This window comes from Mesorhizobium sp. M2E.F.Ca.ET.219.01.1.1 (genome assembly GCF_004016445.2).
GTDB lineage: Bacteria > Pseudomonadota > Alphaproteobacteria > Rhizobiales > Rhizobiaceae > Mesorhizobium.
Map to the genome: position 1 here is coordinate 1,311,901 of NZ_SADT02000001.1, position 19,282 is coordinate 1,331,182.

The 19,282-nt window shown below is 64.3% G+C and carries 21 protein-coding genes; 16 read left to right on the forward strand and 5 right to left on the reverse strand.

What is annotated here, in order from left to right; genetic code table 11:
• The first annotated feature begins 9 nt into the window (after positions 1-9).
• From modB to EN862_RS06160, 3 genes are all read left to right on the forward strand, one after another.
• Positions 10-714, forward strand: a complete 705-nt coding sequence (gene modB / locus EN862_RS06150) for a molybdate ABC transporter permease subunit (protein ID WP_127863274.1) — start codon at positions 10-12, stop codon at positions 712-714.
• Entirely contained in the window at positions 711-1,823 is a 1,113-nt protein-coding gene (gene modC, locus EN862_RS06155; RefSeq protein WP_127863275.1) for a molybdenum ABC transporter ATP-binding protein, read from the forward strand. The genes modB and modC overlap by 4 nt, the downstream gene beginning before the upstream one ends.
• Before the next feature lie 85 nt (positions 1,824-1,908).
• On the forward strand, positions 1,909-2,250 hold the full coding sequence (locus tag EN862_RS06160) for a winged helix-turn-helix domain-containing protein (protein ID WP_042644082.1): 342 nt from the start codon (positions 1,909-1,911) through the stop codon (positions 2,248-2,250).
• 129 nt (positions 2,251-2,379) lie between these two features.
• Here the strand turns inward: EN862_RS06160 and cobF are convergent, their stop codons facing one another.
• Entirely contained in the window at positions 2,380-3,141 is a 762-nt protein-coding gene (cobF, locus tag EN862_RS06165) for a precorrin-6A synthase (deacetylating) (protein WP_127863276.1), read from the reverse strand.
• A gap of 144 nt (positions 3,142-3,285) precedes the next feature.
• Here cobF and EN862_RS06170 point away from each other — a divergent pair, with 144 nt between their 5' ends.
• The 6 genes from EN862_RS06170 to EN862_RS06195 all read left to right on the forward strand — a co-directional run bounded on the left by EN862_RS06170 (position 3,286) and on the right by EN862_RS06195 (position 8,999).
• A complete protein-coding gene (locus tag EN862_RS06170) occupies positions 3,286-4,302 on the forward strand; it encodes a DUF4424 domain-containing protein (RefSeq protein WP_127863277.1) in 1,017 nt (338 codons plus the stop codon).
• Positions 4,302-4,820: a dihydrofolate reductase gene (locus EN862_RS06175; protein ID WP_127863278.1), complete on the forward strand. Its 519-nt coding sequence runs from the start codon at positions 4,302-4,304 to the stop codon at positions 4,818-4,820. Before EN862_RS06170 ends, EN862_RS06175 begins: the two co-directional genes overlap by 1 nt.
• A gap of 248 nt (positions 4,821-5,068) precedes the next feature.
• On the forward strand, positions 5,069-6,172 hold the full coding sequence (gene hflK, locus EN862_RS06180) for an FtsH protease activity modulator HflK (protein ID WP_127863279.1): 1,104 nt from the start codon (positions 5,069-5,071) through the stop codon (positions 6,170-6,172).
• A complete protein-coding gene (locus EN862_RS06185; RefSeq protein WP_127863280.1) occupies positions 6,172-7,143 on the forward strand; it encodes a protease modulator HflC in 972 nt (323 codons plus the stop codon). Before hflK ends, EN862_RS06185 begins: the two co-directional genes overlap by 1 nt.
• Positions 7,144-7,149: 6 nt before the next feature.
• Positions 7,150-7,335, forward strand: a complete 186-nt coding sequence (locus EN862_RS06190; protein ID WP_127863281.1) for a DUF2065 family protein — start codon at positions 7,150-7,152, stop codon at positions 7,333-7,335.
• 146 nt (positions 7,336-7,481) lie between these two features.
• Positions 7,482-8,999, forward strand: a complete 1,518-nt coding sequence (locus EN862_RS06195) for a DegQ family serine endoprotease (protein WP_127864000.1) — start codon at positions 7,482-7,484, stop codon at positions 8,997-8,999.
• A 46-nt stretch (positions 9,000-9,045) separates the two neighbouring features.
• On the opposite strand, the gene EN862_RS06200 is transcribed toward EN862_RS06195, so the two are convergent.
• Positions 9,046-9,618 (reverse strand): GNAT family N-acetyltransferase, encoded by a 573-nt coding sequence (locus EN862_RS06200; RefSeq protein ID WP_127863282.1) that lies wholly within the window; start codon positions 9,616-9,618, stop codon positions 9,046-9,048.
• The gene (gene serB, locus EN862_RS06205) at positions 9,615-10,502 is read right to left on the reverse strand and encodes a phosphoserine phosphatase SerB (protein WP_127863283.1); all 888 of its coding nucleotides are present in this window, start codon (positions 10,500-10,502) and stop codon (positions 9,615-9,617) included. Before serB ends, EN862_RS06200 begins: the two co-directional genes overlap by 4 nt.
• Here serB and miaA point away from each other — a divergent pair.
• Positions 10,492-11,436, forward strand: coding sequence for a tRNA (adenosine(37)-N6)-dimethylallyltransferase MiaA (miaA, locus tag EN862_RS06210; protein ID WP_127864001.1), 945 nt, complete (start codon positions 10,492-10,494; stop codon positions 11,434-11,436). The genes serB and miaA overlap by 11 nt on opposite strands.
• Positions 11,437-11,562: 126 nt before the next feature.
• Positions 11,563-12,354, forward strand: coding sequence for a GGDEF domain-containing protein (locus EN862_RS06215; protein WP_127863284.1), 792 nt, complete (start codon positions 11,563-11,565; stop codon positions 12,352-12,354).
• Positions 12,355-12,519: 165 nt separating this feature from the next.
• Here EN862_RS06215 and EN862_RS06220 read toward each other — a convergent pair whose 3' ends face one another.
• On the reverse strand, positions 12,520-14,355 hold the full coding sequence (locus EN862_RS06220; RefSeq protein ID WP_127863285.1) for an ATP-binding protein: 1,836 nt from the start codon (positions 14,353-14,355) through the stop codon (positions 12,520-12,522).
• A gap of 152 nt (positions 14,356-14,507) precedes the next feature.
• Between EN862_RS06220 and EN862_RS06225 the strand changes: the two genes are divergently transcribed.
• Genes EN862_RS06225 through EN862_RS06235 form a run of 3 tightly spaced genes read left to right on the forward strand, consistent with a single transcriptional unit; the run spans position 14,508 to position 15,966 of the window.
• A complete protein-coding gene (locus EN862_RS06225; RefSeq protein WP_127863286.1) occupies positions 14,508-15,074 on the forward strand; it encodes an XRE family transcriptional regulator in 567 nt (188 codons plus the stop codon).
• Positions 15,075-15,080: 6 nt separating this feature from the next.
• Entirely contained in the window at positions 15,081-15,389 is a 309-nt protein-coding gene (locus tag EN862_RS06230) for a hypothetical protein (RefSeq protein ID WP_127863287.1), read from the forward strand.
• 37 nt (positions 15,390-15,426) lie between these two features.
• Positions 15,427-15,966: a GNAT family N-acetyltransferase gene (locus EN862_RS06235; protein ID WP_127863288.1), complete on the forward strand. Its 540-nt coding sequence runs from the start codon at positions 15,427-15,429 to the stop codon at positions 15,964-15,966.
• On the opposite strand, the gene EN862_RS06240 is transcribed toward EN862_RS06235, so the two are convergent.
• Positions 15,958-16,845, reverse strand: a complete 888-nt coding sequence (locus EN862_RS06240; protein WP_245519509.1) for a LysR family transcriptional regulator — start codon at positions 16,843-16,845, stop codon at positions 15,958-15,960. The two genes, EN862_RS06235 and EN862_RS06240, sit on opposite strands and share 9 nt — an antisense overlap.
• 109 nt (positions 16,846-16,954) lie before the next feature.
• Between EN862_RS06240 and EN862_RS06245 the strand changes: the two genes are divergently transcribed.
• Positions 16,955-18,106 carry a gamma-butyrobetaine dioxygenase gene (locus EN862_RS06245; RefSeq protein WP_127863289.1) on the forward strand — a complete coding sequence of 384 codons (1,152 nt, stop codon included), beginning with the start codon at positions 16,955-16,957 and terminating at the stop codon, positions 18,104-18,106.
• The gene (locus tag EN862_RS06250; protein WP_127863290.1) at positions 18,103-18,693 is read left to right on the forward strand and encodes an HD domain-containing protein; all 591 of its coding nucleotides are present in this window, start codon (positions 18,103-18,105) and stop codon (positions 18,691-18,693) included. Before EN862_RS06245 ends, EN862_RS06250 begins: the two co-directional genes overlap by 4 nt.
• The last annotated feature ends 589 nt before the right edge of the window (positions 18,694-19,282 follow it).

Genomic DNA, 19,282 nt, shown 5'->3' on the forward strand with positions numbered 1-19,282 from the left:
AACACTGACATGAACTGGCTGCTGGACCTCACTCCCGACGAATGGAATGCGGTCCGGCTGTCGATCAAGGTGGCGACGGTGGCGATGATCGCCAGCCTGCCGCCCGGCATCCTGCTTGCGCTGCTGCTCGCGAGGGGGCGCTTTTGGGGCAAGACCCTGCTCAATGGGCTGGTGCATCTGCCGCTGATCCTGCCGCCGGTGGTGACCGGCTACCTGCTCTTGCTCAGTTTCGGCCGGCGCGGGCCGGCCGGCGTCTTCCTTGCCGAGCATTTCGGCATCGTCTTTTCGTTCCGCTGGACGGGCGCGGCATTGGCCTGCGGCGTGATGGGCTTTCCGCTGATGGTGCGCGCGATCCGGCTGTCGATCGAGGCTGTCGACCGTAGAATCGAGGCCGCCGCCGGCACGCTCGGCGCCAATCCACTCTGGGTGTTCGTCACCATCACGCTGCCGCTGATCCTGCCCGGCCTGATCGCCGGCGCGATCCTCTCCTTCGCCAAGGCGATGGGCGAGTTCGGCGCCACCATCACCTTCGTTTCCAACATCCCCAACGAAACGCAGACTCTGCCTTCGGCGATATACACCTTCACGCAAGTGCCCGGCGGCGACGAAGGCGCGCTCAGGCTGACGCTGATCTCGATCGTCATCTCGATGGTCGCGCTCGTCGCCTCGGAAGTGCTGGCGCGCCGCGTCGGCCGGCGGATGGACATCGAATGACGCTCTCGGTCGACATCCGCCATCGCTTCGGCGACTTTGCCGTGGAAGCGCGTTTCGAGAGCGCGGGCCGGCTGACGGCGCTGTTCGGGCCGTCCGGTTCGGGCAAGTCGACGCTGATCAACCTGATCGCGGGCCTGCTCCGCCCAGACAAGGGCCGCATCGCCGTCGACGGGCGCGTGCTGGTCGACACCGAAGCGCGGATCTTCGTGCGGATGCACAAGCGGCGGATCGGCATGGTGTTCCAGGATGCGCGGCTGTTCCCGCATATAAGCGTCGCCGGCAATCTGCGTTACGGCCGCTGGTTCACGCCGTCCTCCGAGCGCTACGCCAAGATGGACGCGGTGGTCGATCTGCTCGGCATCAGTCATCTGCTCGACCGGCGGCCGGCGAAACTGTCGGGCGGCGAAAAGCAGCGCGTCGCCATCGGCCGTGCCCTGCTTGCCAGCCCGAAACTGCTTCTGATGGACGAGCCGCTCGCCTCGCTGGACGAGGCGCGCAAGGCCGAGATCCTGCCCTACATCGAAAGGCTGCGTGACGAGACGAAGATCCCGGTCGTCTATGTCAGCCATTCCGTCGCCGAGGTGGCGCGGCTGGCAAGCGACGTCGTGGTGCTTGCGCAAGGCAAGGTGGCGGCCGCCGGCCCGACCGAGGCGATCATGCAGCGGCTCGACCTGTTGCCGGCGGAGGAGCGCGGTGAGGGCGGGGCAGTGCTCGACACCAAGGTTCTGCGCCACGACGAGGCCTTCGGCATGACGGTGCTGGGCTCGCCGGCCGGAGAAATCCGGGTGCCGAAACTGGCGATGGCAGCGGGCGCTCCGGTGCGCATTCGCATCCGCGCCCGCGATGTCATGATCGCGACCGAGCGGCCGGCGGGTCTCAGCGCGCTCAACATTCTGGCGGGAACGATCACCGCCGTCAGGCCGGGCATCGGGCCGACTGTGGAAATCGCCATCGACTGCAATGGCGCGATCGTGCTGGCGCGGATCACCGAACAGTCCAAACACACCCTTCGCCTGGCGCTCGGCCAGCAGGTCTTCGCGGTGATCAAGACGGTGAGCTTCGACAACGCGACGACCGGGGCCGGGCTGCCGGCCGAGGCTGACGGTTGACGAAAGCGCCATGTCGCTATGTTGATTTGGAATAGCGATATTGCAGGAGAAGGGTTAGTGTCGACGTGACCGCGGAGGACAAGTCATGCCATCGCTGAGCTTGCGGATAAACCTCGACCCCGACGGCCGGATCGGCCCGGGCAAGATCGAATTGCTGGAACAGATCGCCGCCTTCGGCTCGATCTCGGCCGCGGCGCGCGGCATGGAGATGTCCTACAAGCATGCCTGGGATCTGGTCGAGGACATGAACCGCGTTTTCGGCAAGCCGCTGGTCGCCGCACAGACCGGCGGGAAGAAGGGCGGCGGCGCGCAGCTGACGTCGGTGGGTCTGGCGGTGGTCAGCCGCTTCCGGGCCATAGAGCGGGCGGCTTCATCGGCAGCGGCCGTGCATATGCAGGCTCTGCAGGCGGAGATCGATGCGGGGTAGTGAATGGTGAATAGTGAATAGTGAATAGTGAATAGTGAATAGTGAATAGGGGGTATCACAAGCTTCGGTGCTCTCTCAGTTTTCCATTCACCATTCACCATTCACCATTCACTACTGACTACTCGCTACTCACTCCGCTTTTCTCAGCAAATAAGTATCCATGATCCAGCCCTTTTTCCGCCGGGCTTCCTCGCGCACCTTCTCGATCTCGGCGCCGACATCGCCCAGGCGTCCGGAAATGACGATCTCATCGGGCGTGCCGAGATAGGCGCCCCACTGGATGAGGACGTCCTTGTCGGCAAGCGTGTTGAAGGCGCATTTGCCGTCGAGCATGACGACCGTCGAGCCGGCATTGGCAGGCAGTCCTTCCTCCGTCAGCCGGCGGCCCGTGGTGACCAGGATCGAATCGCCGATGCGGTTGAGCGCGGTCGCGTGGGCAGCGGCCAGCGCCTGGATCGCAGTGATGCCGGGGATGACTTCGAGCTCGAAGCCGACATCGCCTCTCAGGCGAACGCGTTCGAGGATGCGCAGCGCGCTGTCATAGAGCGACGGGTCGCCCCAGATCAGGAAGGCGCCGCAGCCGTCTTCGGCAAGCTCGTCGCGGATCAGGGCTTCGTAGATCTCTGCTATCGCCTCGTGCCAGTCGTCGACTGTGACGCGATAGGACGACGTCGGCTCGGCCCGAACCGGCACATCGAACTCGACGCGGCGCGATTTCGGGTTGGTGACGAAGCGGTCGCAGATCTGCCGGCGCAGATCGGCGAGATCGTTCTTCTTCGCTCCCTTGTCGGGGATGAACAGCACGTCGGCGCGGTTCAGGCCGTCGATGGCCTGGACCGTCATGTGGTCGGGATTGCCGGCGCCGATGCCGATGACGAGAAGCTTGCGCATGGCGATCTCCTGCCTGATCGGCGGCGCGGTGTCCAGAAGTACCCGTAGTCGGTGACGAAGGGCTTTGAAACGCTAGCTTGAAACGGCTAGATGGAAATGCGCATCCGGCTGGTTCCGGTATAGCGGCGCGCAGAGGAGGGGTCCATGTTACGCATAGTACTGACCGCAGCGCTGGCGGTCGTCGCCGCTCCGGCCTTCGCCAATGATTCCGTCGCCGAGCTCGGCACCGGCGGGCTTATCCTGTCGCGCAGCGATGCCGTTGCCATGCAGAGCGAGGATCTTTTCATCTCGCCGGAGAAGGTGACGGTCGACTATGTCTTCCGCAACAACACCGACAAGGATGTGAGCTCCATCGTCGCCTTCCCGATGCCGGACATCGAGGGCGATCCCAACGAGATGCCGGCGATCCCGGAGGCGCAGAGCGACAATTTCCTCGGCTTCGAGGTGACGATCGACGGCGTCGACGCGAAGCCTCAGCTCGAGCAGAGGGCGTTTGCGCTGGGCATCGACATCACCGCCGACCTCAAGGCTCAAAACGTGCCGCTCTATCCGTTCGGCGATGCCGCCAAGGCGGCGCTGGCGAAGCTGCCCAAGGATGTCACCAAGGACTGGGAAGATCGCGGCATCATCATCGAGGATACGGCCGATGACGGTTCAGGCATGCAGACCGCCTATGTGCCGTTCTGGCAATTGCGCTCGACCTATTGGTGGCGTTCGACTTTCCCGGCCAACAAGGAAGTTCGTGTCTCGCATCGCTATAAGCCAAGCGTCGGCGGCACCTCCTCGGTCAGCTTTTTTTCCGAGGGCCAGTTCCAGGATCCGCAATACAGTGCCTACAAGACCCGCTATTGCATGGACGGCGCGTTCGACAACGCGGTGCGCAAGGCCGCGAAGGAAAATCCCGACGGCTATCCGAAATATTACGAGAGCCGGATCGCCTATATCCTCACTACGGGCGGCAACTGGGCATCCGGCACCATCGGCAATTTCAAGCTGACCATCGACAAGAGCAGCCCCAAAAACCTCGTCTCCTTCTGCGGCGACAATGTCAAAAAGGTCGGGCCGACGACGTTCGAGATCACCGCGAAGGATTTTTATCCCGAGCGCGACATCGACATCCTGCTGCTCGAGCCGTCCGACAATGGCGGGAACGGCGGCTGATGGATATTGCGATCTTTGTCGCCATTGCCGAAAACGGCGTGATCGGCCGCGAGGGCGGCCTGCCGTGGCGGCTTTCCACCGATCTCAAGCGCTTCAAGGCCGACACGATGGGCAAGCCGATCATCATGGGCCGCAAGACCTATGAGGGCATCGGCCGGCCGCTGCCCGGCCGGCTCAATATCGTGGTGACGCGCGACAAGGCCTGGCGCGCCGACGGCATCGAGGTGGCCCACTCGCTTGACGACGCGATCGCGCTGGCCAAGGTGCGCGGCCGCTGCATGGCGGGCGCCGAGGAGATCTGCGTGGTCGGCGGCGGCGAGATCTATGCCCAGGCCTTGCCGCTGGCCGACCGGCTGCATGTGACGCATGTGCTGGCCAGCGTCGATGGCGACGCGCATTTCCCTCCGATCGACCCGAGCGTCTGGCAAGTCGTCAGCGCCGAGGATTTCCCCGCCGGCGAGAAAGACAGCCACGCCACACGTTATACGGTTTACGAGCGCCGACGCGACGATCGTTGACGACGACAAAGGGTCGCTACCGATCCAAATCGCACGGGGACGATGACCCATCGCGTTGAAAGCGGGTCAAGGCGTCCCTATAGAAGAACGGTGTTGCAGCGGTCCGCGTTCCAACCGGACGTACAAAAGGTCGCCGTAATACTTTGATTTTGGCGCATGATTCCTTTTCGAAAACCGATATGGGTTTTCTGGGTCTTGCGTTAGGATTGCGCCGCAAGGCCTGAGGGAACCGAAGCGAAAGGACATTCATGCCCTGGAACGACAAGAGCGGCGGCGGCGGCCCGTGGGGCGGCGGCGGCAATCAGGGACCCTGGGGGCAGGGACCGAAAGGGCCAAGCGGACCGCAGGGCTCCCCGCCCGATCTCGAGGACATCATCCGCCGTGGTCAGGACAGGCTGCGGCGCGCGCTTCCGGGCGGCGGCGGCGCCAGCCCGGCGGTGCTCGGGCTCATTGCTCTGGCGCTCGTCGTGCTGTGGGCCTTCAAGGCGATCTATACCGTGCAGCCCGACGAGGTCGCCGTCGAGTTGCGTTTCGGCCAGCCGAAGGCTGAGCTCTCGCAGCCTGGCCTGCATTTCCACTGGTGGCCGATCGAAACGGTCGAGACGGCCAAGATTTCCGAGCAACTGGTCAGCATCGGCGGTGGCGCGAGCAGCGGCTCCGGGCTGATGCTCTCCGGCGACCAGAACATCGTCAACGTGCAGTTCTCGGTGGCCTACCAGGTCTCGGATCCCAAAGCCTACCTGTTCGACGTCTCCGATCCCGACGGCATGCTGGCGCAGGTCGCCGAGAGCGCTATGCGCGAAGTTGTCGGCCGGCGCCCGGCCCAGGATATTTTCCGCGATGATCGCCAAGGCATCGCCACCGGGGTGCGCGAGATCATCCAGGGCACGCTCGACGGCTACAAGACCGGCCTCCAGGTCAACGCGGTCTCGATCGAGGACGCGGCGCCCCCGCGCGAGGTGGCCGACGCGTTCGACGAGGTGCAGCGCGCCGAGCAGGACGAGGACAAGTTCGTCGAGCAGGCCAACCAATACTCCAACCAGAAGCTCGGCCAGGCACGCGGCCAGGCGGCGCAGATCCGCGAAGATGCGGCGGCCTACAAGAACCGGGTCGTTCAGGAGGCGGAAGGCGAGGCGCAGCGCTTCATCTCCGTCTACAACGAATACGCCAAGGCACCCGACGTCACGCGCAAGCGCCTTTATCTCGAAACCATGGAGAGGATCCTGAAGGACTCGAACAAGGTCGTCGTCGAGCCTGGCAACGGTCAAGGCGTGCTGCCTTACCTGCCGCTGCCGGCTTTGCAGCCGAAAGCGCCGCCGTCGCCGCTCGCCACGACCGGAGGTAACCAGTGATGGCCAACCGTCTTCCCATCATCGCCGTCATCGCGGCTGTCCTCCTGTTCCTGCTCTATTCCTCGGTGTTCGTGGTCAATGCCGGCCAGCAGGCGATCGTGCTTAGGTTCGGCGAGATCATCGACGTCAAGAACGAGCCCGGCATCTACTTCAAGGCGCCGTTCGCCTTCTTCGATGCCGACAGCGTGCAGATGGTCGAGAAGCGCGTGATGCGCTTCGACCTCGACAACATCCGCGTCCAGGTCTCTGGCGGCAAGTTCTACGAGGTCGATGCTTTCATCGCCTACCGCATCTCGGATCCGCGTACGTTCCGTGCGGCTGTGTCCGGTCAGGTGGAACTGGCCGAAGCCCGCCTGAGGACGCGTCTCGACGCGGCGCTGCGCCGTGTCTACGGCCTGCGCGACTTCGAGGCCGCGCTCTCCGAGGAGCGCGGCAATATGATGCGCGAGGTGCGCGATCAGCTTCGCCCCGACGCGACCTCGCTTGGCCTCGACATCGAGGATGTGCGCATCCGCCGGACGGACCTGACGGCCGAGGTCTCGCAGCAGACCTATGACCGCATGAAGGCCGAGCGCCTGGCGGAAGCCGAGCGCCTGAGGGCGCGCGGTAACGAGGCGGCGCAGCGCATAAGGGCGCGGGCCGACCGCGAGGTCGTCGAGATCGTCGCCGAGGCGCAGAAGGAATCGGAAATCCTGCGCGGCGAGGGCGAGGCGCAGCGCAGCGCGACCTTCGCGGATGCCTATAAGCGCGATCCCTCCTTCTTCGACTTCTATCGCTCGATGAACGCCTATGGCACGGCGCTGGACAACACCGGAACGACGATGGTGCTCTCGCCCGAGTCCGAGTTCTTCCGCTACTTCCGCGATCCGGGCAGCAAGCCCGGTCCGGCTCCTGCCGCGCCTGCGACGGCCCCCGCCGCGCCTGCGACGGCACCTGCCGCGCCTGCGACCCAACCCGGCACCGCCCAGTAGCGGGCGGTGCAGGATTTTCTGGCGGCAATCGGCCTGGTCCTTGTGATCGAAGGGCTGGTCTATGGTGGGTTTCCAGCCTTGGCCCGGAAACTCGCCGCCGAGATGCTGTCGATGCCGGAAAATGTGCTGCGCATCGGCGGGCTGGTTGCGATCGCCGTCGGCGTTGCCGTTGTCTGGCTGGTGCGCGGCTGACGAAATTCCTTGGTGCGGCGGCAATTGACGGTTTATCCTTCGCCAGTAGCTATGGCCGCAAACGTGCCGTATTTCTTGCCAACATGAGCCGGACAGGCGCCTTTGCGGATGCGCCTTTCCTTTTTCAGAACCACCGGGAGGCCATGATGATATCCGACACCCTGTTGCGCGCGGCGCGGCGTATGGTCTTCGCCGGCGCCACGGCGTTCGCGGTCGGCATTGTTGCCGTTCCGTCCTTCGTCACGCCGACGATCGCCTCCGACGGACCGCCTTCGGTGGCCGATCTCGCCGAGCGGCTGCTCGGCGCGGTGGTCAACATCTCGACCTCGCAGACGGTGAAAGGCACCGAAGGACCGGGCGCGGTGCCGATGCCGCAACTGCCCGAGGGCTCGCCTTTCCAGGATTTCTTCGACGATTTCTTCAAGAACCGTGGCGGCGACAAGGGAGGAACTGCGCAGAAAGTGCAGTCGCTCGGCTCCGGTTTCGTCATCGACGCCGAGCAGGGCATCGTGGTGACCAACAACCATGTCATCGCCGATGCCGACGATATCGAGGTCAATTTCTCCGACGGCATCACGCTGAAGGCGACACTGGTCGGCACCGACACCAAGACCGACGTCGCGGTGCTGAAGGTTGATCCGAAAGGTCATAAGCTGACCGCGGTGAAATTCGGCGATTCCACCAAGATGCGCGTCGGTGACTGGGTGATGGCGATCGGCAATCCGTTCGGCCTGGGCGGCACGGTGACGGTCGGCATCGTCTCGGCGCGCAACCGCGACATCAACTCCGGTCCCTATGACGACTTCATCCAGACCGACGCCGCCATCAATCGCGGCAATTCCGGCGGTCCTTTGTTCAACGCCGAGGGCGAGGTCATCGGCATCAACACGGCGATCATCTCGCCGTCGGGCGGCTCGATCGGCATCGGTTTCTCCATTCCCTCGCAGCTTGCCGCCGGCGTCGTCGATCAGCTTCGCCAGTATGGCGAGACGCGGCGCGGCTGGCTCGGCGTTCGCATCCAGCCGGTGACGGACGACATCGCCGAAAGCCTCGGCATGGCGACCGCCAAGGGAGCGTTGGTCGCCGGCGTCATCAAGGGCGGGCCGGTCGACAACGGCACGGTCCAGGCCGGCGACGTCATCATCAAGTTCGACGGCAAGGATATCCATGAAATGCGCGACCTGCCGCGTGTCGTGGCGGAAAGCCCGGTCGGCAAGGCGGTCGATGTCGTCATCGTGCGCAAGGGCGTCGAGCAGACGGTCAAGGTGACGCTCGGCCGGCTCGAGGATGGCGAGAAATTGGCCAGCGGCGAAAACGGCAGCACCGATCAGGGCAGTGGCGACAAGGCAACGCCTCCGGTATCGACGGCGTCGGTGCTGGGCATGACGGTCGGCGAGCTCAACGACCAGACGCGGCAGAAGTTCGGCATCGCCGCCGACGTGTCCGGCGTAGTCATCACCGATGTCGCCAAGGATTCGGCCGCGGCCGAGCGCGGCATCCAGCCCGGCGAGGTGATAACCGAGATCGCGCAGGAATCGGTCGGCACGCCGAAGGACGTGATGGACCGGATCGGCGCGCTGAAGGAGCAGGGCCGCAAGAACGCGCTCCTGATGCTGGCTTCGAAGACCGGCGAACTGCGCTTCGTGACGATCCGGATTGATTGAGTCCGGATCGTTCAGCAACCGATTGATGTTTCAATGAATAGGGCGGCTAGCGAGCCGCCCTTTTTCGTGCCTGCCAGGCCTCGCGCGACAGCCTGTACATGACATGGCGCTTGAGATGCGGATGGCTGTCGGGGACGCTTGGATGATCGAAATCGGCGTCCGGATCGGCTCGCATGCCGAGCCGCTTCATGACGGCGACCGAACGATGGTTAGCCGCGACCGCGAACGATACTATCTCGTCGACGCCAAGCGTTTCGAACCCGAAGGCGAGCCAGGCTTCGGCAGCTTCGGTGACATAGCCCTTGCCCCAAAATTCGGGCGCCAGCCGCCAGCCGATCTCGATCGTGCCGGGTGCCAGCACGTCTATGTCTTCCGTTCCGGATAAACCAACGAAGCCGATGCATTCGTCGGTCGCGGCAATCTCGGCCGCGGCGAAGCCGTAGCCGTCCTCTTCGATCCAGGCGCGGACCTCCTCCATCTTGGCGTCGGCCGCGGCACGGTCGCGGCGGAACGGGAAGAATTCCATCACGCGCTCATCGGAGTTGATGCGGTGGAAAAGCTCGCGGTCGCCATCCTCCCAGTTGCGCAGGATCAGGCGCTCGGTGCGGATCGGCTTCATTCGACGAACTCGTCACGGCGGTAACCCTGGAGATAGAGCAGCGCGGTGAGGTCCCCATGATCGATGCGGATCCGCGCCTGCTCGGCCACCGCCGGCTTGGCGTGGAGCGCTACGCCGGTGCCGGCAAGGCGGATCATGTCGAGATCGTTGGCGCCGTCACCGACCGCGATGGCATCCTCTGTCGTCAACGCGAACCTCCCGGCAATCTCCAGCAGCGCTTCGGCCTTGGCGGCGCGGCCGAGGATCGGCTCGGCCACCATGCCGGTGAAAGTGGCGTCTTCCTCGATCAGGCGATTGGCCCGGTTTTCCTGGAAGCCCAGCATGGCGGCGATGCGGCTGGTGAAGACGTCGAAGCCGCCCGAGACCAGCGCCGTCCAGGCGCCGTTGGCGCGCATCGTCTGCACCAGGGCGCGACCGCCGGCGGCGAGCGTCAGCCGGTTGGAGATGATGCGGTCGACCACGGCGGTGTCCAGGCCTTTCAGCAAGGCGACACGCTCGCGCAAGGCGGGCTCGAAGGCGATCTCGCCATTCATCGAGCGCGCGGTGATCGCCGCGACATGGTCCTTGACGCCGATCTCGTCGGCAAGTTCGTCGATGCATTCCTGGTCGATCATCGTCGAATCCATGTCGGCGAGCAGGATCTTCTTGCGCCTGCCTTCGGCAGGCTGCACGATGATATCGACCGGCTCGGAAGCCACCGCGGCGCGCAGATTGGCGGTCATTTCGCCGATATCCGGCGTCTGCGGCAAAACGAGATCGCAGGCGACGTCTTCGTCCAGCCAATGAAGGGCGCTTGCGCCGGCAGCCCGCAAGGCCATATTCGCAAGCGAGGCCGGCACGGCGCGGGCTTCAGGACGGGACACTAAAGTGGCGATCAGCGGCATCGAACATTCCGGCAGGCAGGCGGGCGAAGGCCGCGTCAAGAACGCGATCCTGATAGCCGGACCGACAGCCAGCGGCAAGTCGGCGCTGGCGCTCGATCTTGCCGAACGCGCTGGCGGAGTCATCGTCAACACCGATTCCATGCAGGGCTATTCGGTGCTCGACGTGCTGACCGCGCGGCCGACCGCCTCCGAAACGGCACGCGTCCCGCACTTCCTGTACGGCCACGTGCATCCCTCCACGGCCTATTCCACCGGCGCCTGGCTGCGCGATGTGACGAGATTGATAGAAGACGGCGTGCTGTCGGACCGTCCGGTTGTTTTCGTAGGTGGCACCGGGCTCTATTTCCGCGCGCTGGCCGAAGGCATCTCGGATATGCCGGACATTCCACCGGCGGTCCGTGAGCGCTGGCGCTACGAGCTCAAGGAACAAGGGGCCGAAAGGCTGCATCGCCTGCTGATGCATGAGGATTCAACCATGGCCATGCAGCTCAGGCCGACGGACGGCCAGCGGATTGTGCGGGCGCTCGAGGTGCTCGACGCGTCCGGTCGCTCGATCCTGGAATGGCAGGCGGCGCGCGGCCGTCCGCTGATCGACCGCGACAGCGCTCGTTTCCTGGTCATCGAGCCGGACCGGGAGCAACTGGTCCGGCGCATAGAGGCGCGTTTCGACCAGATGCTCGACAAGGGCGCGCTCGACGAAGTGCGGCAGCTTACGGCGCTCGGCCTCGACCCGGACCTGCCGGCGATGAAAGCGATCGGGGTGCGCGAGCTGCAGGCGGCGATGGCCGGACAGTCCGGCTTTCCCGAGGCGATCGAGCGGGCCAAGATCGCGACGCGGCAGTATGCCAAGCGCCAGTCGACCTGGTTCAGGCACCAGCTTGGCGCGGAGTGGCGCAGGCTGCGGCCGGGCGATGAAGCGGCAGTTCACGACTGACTAAAAGCCTTTTTCAATCAGCGTCTTAAAATCCTTTGTTCTAATTCTCGCCAGGGTTGTCCGGGTTAACGGTCCGTAAGGCCCGCTATGGCATAAGCTCAAGGGTTACAGTGGCGCGGGGAGTAGATGCGTTTCCACAAGGCGGAATCCGCATTTTTCGTGTTTATCTTTGTGATCCTGGCCGCTGGCCTGGTGACTTTCCATGCCTATGGTCAGTTGCAGGACATCGCCTCGGACCTCGATGCCGCATCGCGCGGCGACAAAATCGTCTATCTCAACAAATTGCTGTTCGTCACCGGCGCGCTGCTGGCGACCGCGCTGTTCTTCGGCACCTTCTTCATCTACCCGCTGATCCGTGGCCAGGTGCGGGAAGAGGGCAAGCTCAGGGCCATGACGGTCTCGCTCAGCGCCCGTTCCCAGACGCTCGAGCAGGCCGCGCTCACCGACGGTCTGACCGGCATGCAGAACCGCCGCTATTTCGACGATGCGCTGCGCGAATATCTCCAGGAGTTTCGCCGCATCGACAGGCCTGTCGGGCTGATGATCCTCGATCTCGATCATTTCAAGCAGGTCAACGATACGCATGGCCATGACGTTGGCGACGAGGTGCTGCGGGCCGTCGCCACCTGCCTGAGAGGCATGACGCGCTATCACGATGTGGTGGCGCGGCTGGGCGGTGAGGAATTTGCCGTGGTCACGCCCAACATGGATGTCGAGCTGCTTGCCAGATTCGCCGAGCGCATCCGCAAGGCGATCGCCAACCTGTCGATCCTGTCGGGCAATGTGCGGCTCAAGGTCACCACCAGCGTCGGCCTCGCCGTCTGGGACCATAAGGAGAGCGCCGAGGATTTCTACCGACGCGCCGACCGCCAGCTCTATGAGGCGAAGAAGCAGGGCCGCAACCGCGTCTGCGCCTAAAATTCCGAAGATGAATTCGTGAGGCCGGTCGTATGCCGCCGTTTTCTGCGCTTCCGGTGCTCACGGACTTGATGTCCGCTCCGCTCCGGTTCTCGCAAACGACACCATCCGACTCGGCCTGACGAATTCCCTATCGGAATTTACTCACCGTCCGACGTCAGGCGGTTAGTCATTGAACTGGCGCATGCCGAAGGTCGAGGGCTTCAGGCCGTAGCGCGTGTCGAAGTCGTCGTCCGGCTGGGGGCGGGGGGCTGCGGTGGCCGGTTTCTTGTAATCCGGGTCGCCGGCCTGCCGGGCCGAGTCCACGGCCTCGGCGAAGGCCATGGCCTGCTGCGGCTTCGGCACGTTGCGGAGCCGCTCGACGATCATGGCCAGATCGACGTCGCTGCCGTCCACGGAGGGCTCGACCTGCTCTCTCTTCGCGGTTCCGGGGATGAACTCCTGCGCCAGCTTCTCGAATTTCAGCCGCATGGTGGTCGCGACGCCTTCGCCGAAGGCGATGGCTTCGCGCTGCCCCATCGACGACAGGAACGCCAGCGTCGAGGCCGAGGAGTCGGCGATCGCCGAGCGGATGATTGCCTGGTCCTGCTCGTTGGCAAGGCGCATGGCGAAGAAGGTCGAGCACTGCGACAGGATGGTCGGGTCGAGCTCGCCCGGGCGCTGGGTGACGACACCCAGATAGCAGCCATATTTGCGGCCTTCCTTGGCGATGCGCGACAGCGCATGCCTGGTCGGCGCGAAGCCGAGGCGCGGATCAGCCGGCATGTAGCGGTGCGCTTCCTCGCAAAGCAGGAGCAGCCTCAGCCGGCCTTCGCTCCACAAGGCCAGGTCGAAGGCCAGGCGCGCCAGCACCGAGCAGACCGAGTTGACCACTTCCGAAGGCATGCCCGCCATCTCGAAGCAGGTGACCGGGCGGCCGTGGTTGGGGACACGGAAAATATTGCCGATCGTCTCGTGGATCGTGTCCTCGATCAGGCGGGAATTGAACATGAAGCGATAACGCGGATCGGCGGCCGCCGATTCGATGCGCGTCTTCAGCGACTTCAGGATCGGGCGATCGTTCTTGCTTTCGAGCAGGCCCATGCGCTCATCGATCTGCTTGATGAGATCGGCGATGCGGTAAGGCACCGGCGTATCCGCCGTCAGCGCATCGCTGCCGCGTCTGACATAGGTGCCGGAACTGGGGTTGCGATAGAGGTTCTTGGCCGCCGGGATCAGGTCGCGCAGGACATCCACTTCCTCGGGCACCGTCTCGCGGCCGCGAAACAGCACTTCGGCGAATTCCTCCAGCCTGAACATCCAGAATGGCAGGTCAAGCGTCTTGGAATCGACCTTGACGCAATATTCCGGCAGCGAGGCCGCGAACTCGTTATGCGGGTCGAGGATGAGCACGCGCAGGTCCGGCCGCGCCTCGATGGATTTGCGCAAGAGCAGCGAGACCGCCGTGGACTTGCCGACGCCGGTTGTGCCGACGATGGCGAAATGGCGCGCGAGCGTGTCGTCGATGGCGATGTTGGCGTCGATCGATTCATCCTGCGACAGTGTGCCGATGGTGACCGAATGGCGTCCGGCCAGATCGTAGACCGCTTGCAGGTCGCGGCTGCGGATACGGTGGGCAATGGCGCCGATATGCGGATAGGCGGTGATGCCACGGTCGAAGATCGGCTTGCCGCCGGGCTCCGCGCCGTCGCGCACTTCGCCGATCAATTCGATGCTGACCTCGATCGGGTTCTGACCCTCATTGCTCCAGGCGCGGTCCGATTTGCCGATCTCATAGACGAGGCCGACCGTGCGCGTCGTGCCGAGATTGATGGAGATCATCTTGCCGACCGTCCATTGGCCGGTGACCGTGCCCTCGGCATCCTCGGCGTAGGCGCTGATGGTGGCGCGCGCGCCGTCGCATTGCACGACATTGCCGAGAATGCGTTTGTCGCTTTGCAGGGCATTGCGGCGCTCCTGCGAAATCGGTTCGCCAACGGAGGCTTCGCGTTCGACAAACATCACTGACCTGGTCCCATTCCCTGAAGCGTCGACCCTATCCAGGCGGGGTTAAATTGAGGTGAGGTCGAATGGTGTAGACGGTGTTAAGCCGGCCGCGACAATTCGATCGAATGGCCTCTTCCCTGATTTCGCAATTCCGATATATTGGACAAATGGACGATATATCGAATGACATCACCGCTACGATCGGCAAGCGAATACGTTCCGAAAGGACGGTGAGAGACTGGTCGCTGGCCGAGCTTGCGGCGCGCTCGGACGTGTCCAAAGCGATGCTGAGCGCCATCGAGCGTGGCACGACCAGTCCGACCGCGGCACTTCTGGTGCGCATCGCGGCCGCCTTCGGCATGACACTGTCGACGCTGATCGCGCGGGCCGAGCTGCAAGGCGGCGGCGTTTCGCGCAGGGACGAGCAGCCGGTGTGGCAGGATCCGGCAACCGGCTACATAAGGCGGCATCTGTCGCCGGCATCCCAGATGCCGCTCGAGCTGATCAGGGTCAGCCTGCCGGCGGGCGCCAAGGTCAGCCTACCGGCAGCCTCCTACGCTTTCATCAAGCAGCAGATATGGCTGATCGACGGAAGGCTGGATTTCACCGAGGGTGATGTGGTGCACCGGCTCGAGCCCGGCGACTGCCTGGCGCTGGGGGCGCCGGCGGACTGCGTCTTTCATGCTCCCGGACCGGAAGCGGCGGAATATCTCGTGGCGCTGGTCAGGGACTAATCTCAAATGCCTCGACGACCAAAACGCTCGCACAATGGCGGGCCGCCGCTCGACGACTATGAAGGACCGCCCTGGGGCAAGGGCGACGCCTACATCTTCCTCGCCTGGCGCGCCGCCCACGACAGGGCCTGGAAGGCGCCAAGCCAGGCTGTCATGCTGATGCGGCTGGAGAGAGCCGAGCGCCTCGGGCTGACCTATGAGGAATATACGCTCGAGATCCTGGAGCGTGGGCGCCATCTCAGCGAGGACGACGCCGACCGGATCGCCGAAATCCGGCGGGCGCGTCGGCGCAGGCGGATCAGCCATTTCGAATGACCTTTTCCCGATGCCTGATCGCATGGAGAACACCAGCATGAACGCACTTGAAATCCAGGCGTTGGCCGAAGATGCGGCGACGGTCGCGATGCTCGCCGATCTGTTGATCGAGACTGTAGCCGCAGGCGGCTCGGTGAGCTTCATGCATCCACTATCGCCGGAGGCGGCACGGGATTTCTGGCGCAAGTCGCTTGCCGCGGCGGCGCGCGGCGAAAGGGCGGTGCTGGGCGCATGGCGGGATGGTGTGCTTGCAGGAACCGTCACGCTGCTGCTCGATCTTCCGCCCAACCAGCCGCACCGCGCCGAGATCGCCAAGCTGATGACCGGCCGGGGCTATCGCGGCAAGGGTATCGCGATCAGTCTGATGCAGGCCGCGGAGGAACTCGCCGTCGAGAAAGGCCGCACGTTGCTCGTGCTGGATACGGCGAGCGAGGAGGGCGCGGCGGGCCTTTATGAGAAGCTCGGCTTCACGCTGACCGGCGAGATTCCGGACTTTGCGCTGAAGCCGCATGGCGGACTTACCGGGACGCTGATCTACTGGAAACGGATAGGAGCGGGAGCCCGTGCGCTATCCTGACCTTCCGGCGATACGCGACAGAAGCCAGCGGCGAAAATCCTGTTCGGCGCCGGACAATCGCGACGACGACGGTCTTGTCAGGAAATGCCCCGATGGGCTCGACAGCTCGAAATCCGAAAGCCTGACGAGAGCCTTCTCCTTGAGTGCTGTATCGACCAGCGGACGGGACCCCAGCAGCGCCCCGGCGCCGGCCTTCGCAGCTTCCATGGCGGCGACGAAACTGTCGAAGCGGTGCGAGCGCCGCGAATGCCCGGCAAGCCCGGCGGTGGCAAACCATTCCGCCCACATTTCGCGCGCGCCGGCCACCAGGAGGAGCGGCAACGACGTCCAATCGCCACCTACCAGGGCGAGCCTTGGCGCTGCGACCGGGACAAGCCGCTCGACCGTCAGCCGGTCGGCTTCGCGGCCGGGAAAGGACCCGTTGCCGAAGCGAATGTCGAGCGCCGAGCCCGGCAGGTCGTAATCGGTCGGCCGATGGATGGTCACAAGATCGAGCCGGATCTGCGGCAGCGCCTTCGCCAGGTCGGGCAGGCTCGGGATGAGCACCAGAAGGGCAAAGGAGATCGGAACCCGGATCGAGACCGTCTGCACAGCGCGGGGCTCGAACAGCTCGTTGGTGCTGTTGCCGATGGTCGCGAATGCCGACTGGATATGCGGGAGGTAGGCCGCGCCCTCCGGCGACAGCGCCACGCCGCGCGCCAGGCGCGCGAACAACCGCGTCTTGAGCCGCTCTTCCAGGAAGCGGATATGCTGGCTGACGGCGGCCTGGGTAAGTCCGAGCTCGGCGGCCGCGGCGGTGAAGTTCGACAGGCGAGCGGCAGCCTCGAAACTGCGTAGCCAGTCGAGCGGAGGCATCGTGTCGAATACTTTTACAGCCATCACGAATTTAAGACCATTGCCCGAAAAACGATAATTTGAATTATGTCTCTTTGAAAGTCAGCATGCAATCCATGCCCGCAGCGGCGGGTAAAGATGGAGCTTCTGGGACATGCTGACGACAGCGACGCTGGGCGACGAGGGACGAACGATCGAGCTTGGCTGGAAAGACGGGGCGTGCAATCGCTTCCACGCCATGTGGCTGCGCGACAATGCGCTGGACGACAAGACGCGCAGCGCCGGCAACGGCCAGCGGCTGATCACCATCCTCGACATTCCGGCCGAGACACGGATTGGCGCGGCCTCGATCAAGGGCGAGCAGCTCGAAGTCACCTTCCTCCCTGAAGGCAAGACCATCGGGTTTCCGGCGGGCTGGCTCCGCGCTCATGCGTACGATCTTGGGGAGGTCCGGCGGCCGGGTTGGACGGGAAGCGGGACAAGGCGCTGGACGAAAGCCACGATGCAGAACTCCGTGCCGCGCGCGACCTATGCGGACGCCAGCCGCGACAGCAAGGTGCTGCGGCAATGGCTGGCCGCGGTGCGCAGTTATGGTTTCGCCGTCATGGACGGCCTACCCACGGAATCCGGCGCGCTGTGCAAGGTGGCCGACCTCTTCGGGTACATCCGGGAGACCAATTACGGGCGTTGGTTCGAGGTGCGGGCCGAGGTCAATCCGAACAATCTCGCCTACACCAATCTCGGCCTGCAGGCGCATACCGACAATCCCTACCGCGACCCGGTGCCGACGCTGCAGATCCTCGTCTGCATCGAGAACACGGTCGAAGGCGGCGAATCCGGCGTCGTCGACGGTTTCGCCGTAGCTGCCGCGTTGCAGGCCGAAAACCCGGAGGGCTTCCGGCTGCTTTCGTCCTATCCGGCGCGCTTCGAATATGCCGGCTCGTCGGGCGTCCGGCTGCAGTCCAAGCGGCCGATGATCGAGCTCGGGCCCGATGGTGAGCTGATCTGCATCCGCTTCAACAACCGCTCGCTGGCGCCGGTCGTCGATGTGCCTTTCGCCGAGATGGAGAAGTACTACGCGGCCTATCGCCGGTTCGCCGAACTGATCGAGGATACTGCCTTCGAGGTGACCTTCAAGCTCGGGGCGGGAGAGTCCTTCATCGTCGACAACACGCGCGTCTTGCATGCGCGCAAGGCGTTTTCCGGCAGCGGCAAGCGTTGGCTGCAAGGCTGCTACGCCGACAAGGACGGCCTGCTGTCGACGCTTGCCGCGATCGAGCATGATTTCAGGGAGGCGGCGGAATGAAGCCGAATGAATTGAACGCCGGCAACATCGTCGAATTCATCGCCGATATTTTCGAGCGCCGTGGTGCGGAATCCTACCTCGGCGAGCCGGTCACGATGTCCGAGCATATGCTGCAGGGCGCGTGGCTCGCCGAGCAGGACGGCGCGCCGGAGGAACTTGTGGCGGCGGCGCTGCTTCACGACATCGGCCATTACACCAGCGAGTTCGGCACCTATTCGCCCGACGACGTCGAGGACAAGCACCATGACGAGGCGGGCGGCGAGGTGCTCGCGCCTTTCTTCCCGCCGGTCATCGTCGAATGCGTGCGGCTCCACGTCTCGGCTAAACGCTATCTGTGCGCCACCGATCCGACCTATTTCAGCAAGCTGTCGCCGGCCTCGGTGCACACGCTGTCGCTGCAGGGCGGGCCGATGAGTGCAGAGGAAGTGGCCGAGTTCCGCAGCAATCCTTTCCATGACGAAGCGGTGCGCGTGCGCATCTGGGATGAGGGCGGCAAGATCGCCGATATGAAGACGCGGGCTTTTCGCGACTACGTGCCGCTGCTCGAGCGCGTGGTGAAAAAGTTCGCGGCGGGGAAGGCGGCCTAGCCGAAGATAACCGACAAGGATGCAGCCATGTGTTTTTGCTTCGACGGCGAAAGCGCCCTGATTGGATACCGGCCGGACGGCTGCCGCGACCGCCTGCCTGTCGCAGGTGCTCGCGTACCGGATCCAATTGCGTCCAGTCCGGGTGGACAGAATGCCGAGACCTCGCTCGGACCCGGCTATGCCGAGCATGGGCAGCGCCTTGCTGACGCGCTCGAACAGATGTATTAGCCGCGCCCGACATGCGGCCAGTTGGTTTTCAACGGCCGTGCACGGTACCGACAACGCTTTTGATGGAGGCGACGATGAGATCCTGTTCACGCATTTCGCGCCTTCGCGGCGGACGGACCGGTTGACCCGCTGCCGCGGATTTCAAACTTCCTGACGATGCGAGCGCCCGACCGCAAATCTGCGGTCGGCAGTTATCCTTCCGCGCGGTTGACGGTGCGGGACCAAACGACGGTGAGCCGAGCGCTTTCCGCGAGCGATGCCGGCTGCCCGAAAGTCTCAGATGCGCCTTTGCAACACTCAAGCAGGCCATTGTAAACATTGAGAGAATGGCGCTTGCGCCATCTTTGCGCCGAGGCTAGAG

What these genes read in the sequence shown, in the direction of transcription:
- modB (WP_127863274.1), top strand. Translation starts at nt 10, where the DNA reads ATGAACTGGCTGCTGGACCTCACTCCCGACGAATGGAATGCGGTCCGG.
- modC (WP_127863275.1), top strand. Translation starts at nt 711, where the DNA reads ATGACGCTCTCGGTCGACATCCGCCATCGCTTCGGCGACTTTGCCGTG.
- EN862_RS06160 (WP_042644082.1), top strand. Translation starts at nt 1,909, where the DNA reads ATGCCATCGCTGAGCTTGCGGATAAACCTCGACCCCGACGGCCGGATC.
- cobF (WP_127863276.1), bottom strand. Translation starts at nt 3,141, where the DNA reads ATGCGCAAGCTTCTCGTCATCGGCATCGGCGCCGGCAATCCCGACCAC.
- EN862_RS06170 (WP_127863277.1), top strand. Translation starts at nt 3,286, where the DNA reads ATGTTACGCATAGTACTGACCGCAGCGCTGGCGGTCGTCGCCGCTCCG.
- EN862_RS06175 (WP_127863278.1), top strand. Translation starts at nt 4,302, where the DNA reads ATGGATATTGCGATCTTTGTCGCCATTGCCGAAAACGGCGTGATCGGC.
- hflK (WP_127863279.1), top strand. Translation starts at nt 5,069, where the DNA reads ATGCCCTGGAACGACAAGAGCGGCGGCGGCGGCCCGTGGGGCGGCGGC.
- EN862_RS06185 (WP_127863280.1), top strand. Translation starts at nt 6,172, where the DNA reads ATGGCCAACCGTCTTCCCATCATCGCCGTCATCGCGGCTGTCCTCCTG.
- EN862_RS06195 (WP_127864000.1), top strand. Translation starts at nt 7,482, where the DNA reads ATGATATCCGACACCCTGTTGCGCGCGGCGCGGCGTATGGTCTTCGCC.
- EN862_RS06200 (WP_127863282.1), bottom strand. Translation starts at nt 9,618, where the DNA reads ATGAAGCCGATCCGCACCGAGCGCCTGATCCTGCGCAACTGGGAGGAT.
- serB (WP_127863283.1), bottom strand. Translation starts at nt 10,502, where the DNA reads ATGCCGCTGATCGCCACTTTAGTGTCCCGTCCTGAAGCCCGCGCCGTG.
- EN862_RS06215 (WP_127863284.1), top strand. Translation starts at nt 11,563, where the DNA reads ATGCGTTTCCACAAGGCGGAATCCGCATTTTTCGTGTTTATCTTTGTG.
- EN862_RS06220 (WP_127863285.1), bottom strand. Translation starts at nt 14,355, where the DNA reads ATGTTTGTCGAACGCGAAGCCTCCGTTGGCGAACCGATTTCGCAGGAG.
- EN862_RS06225 (WP_127863286.1), top strand. Translation starts at nt 14,508, where the DNA reads ATGGACGATATATCGAATGACATCACCGCTACGATCGGCAAGCGAATA.
- EN862_RS06230 (WP_127863287.1), top strand. Translation starts at nt 15,081, where the DNA reads ATGCCTCGACGACCAAAACGCTCGCACAATGGCGGGCCGCCGCTCGAC.
- EN862_RS06235 (WP_127863288.1), top strand. Translation starts at nt 15,427, where the DNA reads ATGAACGCACTTGAAATCCAGGCGTTGGCCGAAGATGCGGCGACGGTC.
- EN862_RS06240 (WP_245519509.1), bottom strand. Translation starts at nt 16,845, where the DNA reads ATGGCTGTAAAAGTATTCGACACGATGCCTCCGCTCGACTGGCTACGC.
- EN862_RS06245 (WP_127863289.1), top strand. Translation starts at nt 16,955, where the DNA reads ATGCTGACGACAGCGACGCTGGGCGACGAGGGACGAACGATCGAGCTT.
- EN862_RS06250 (WP_127863290.1), top strand. Translation starts at nt 18,103, where the DNA reads ATGAAGCCGAATGAATTGAACGCCGGCAACATCGTCGAATTCATCGCC.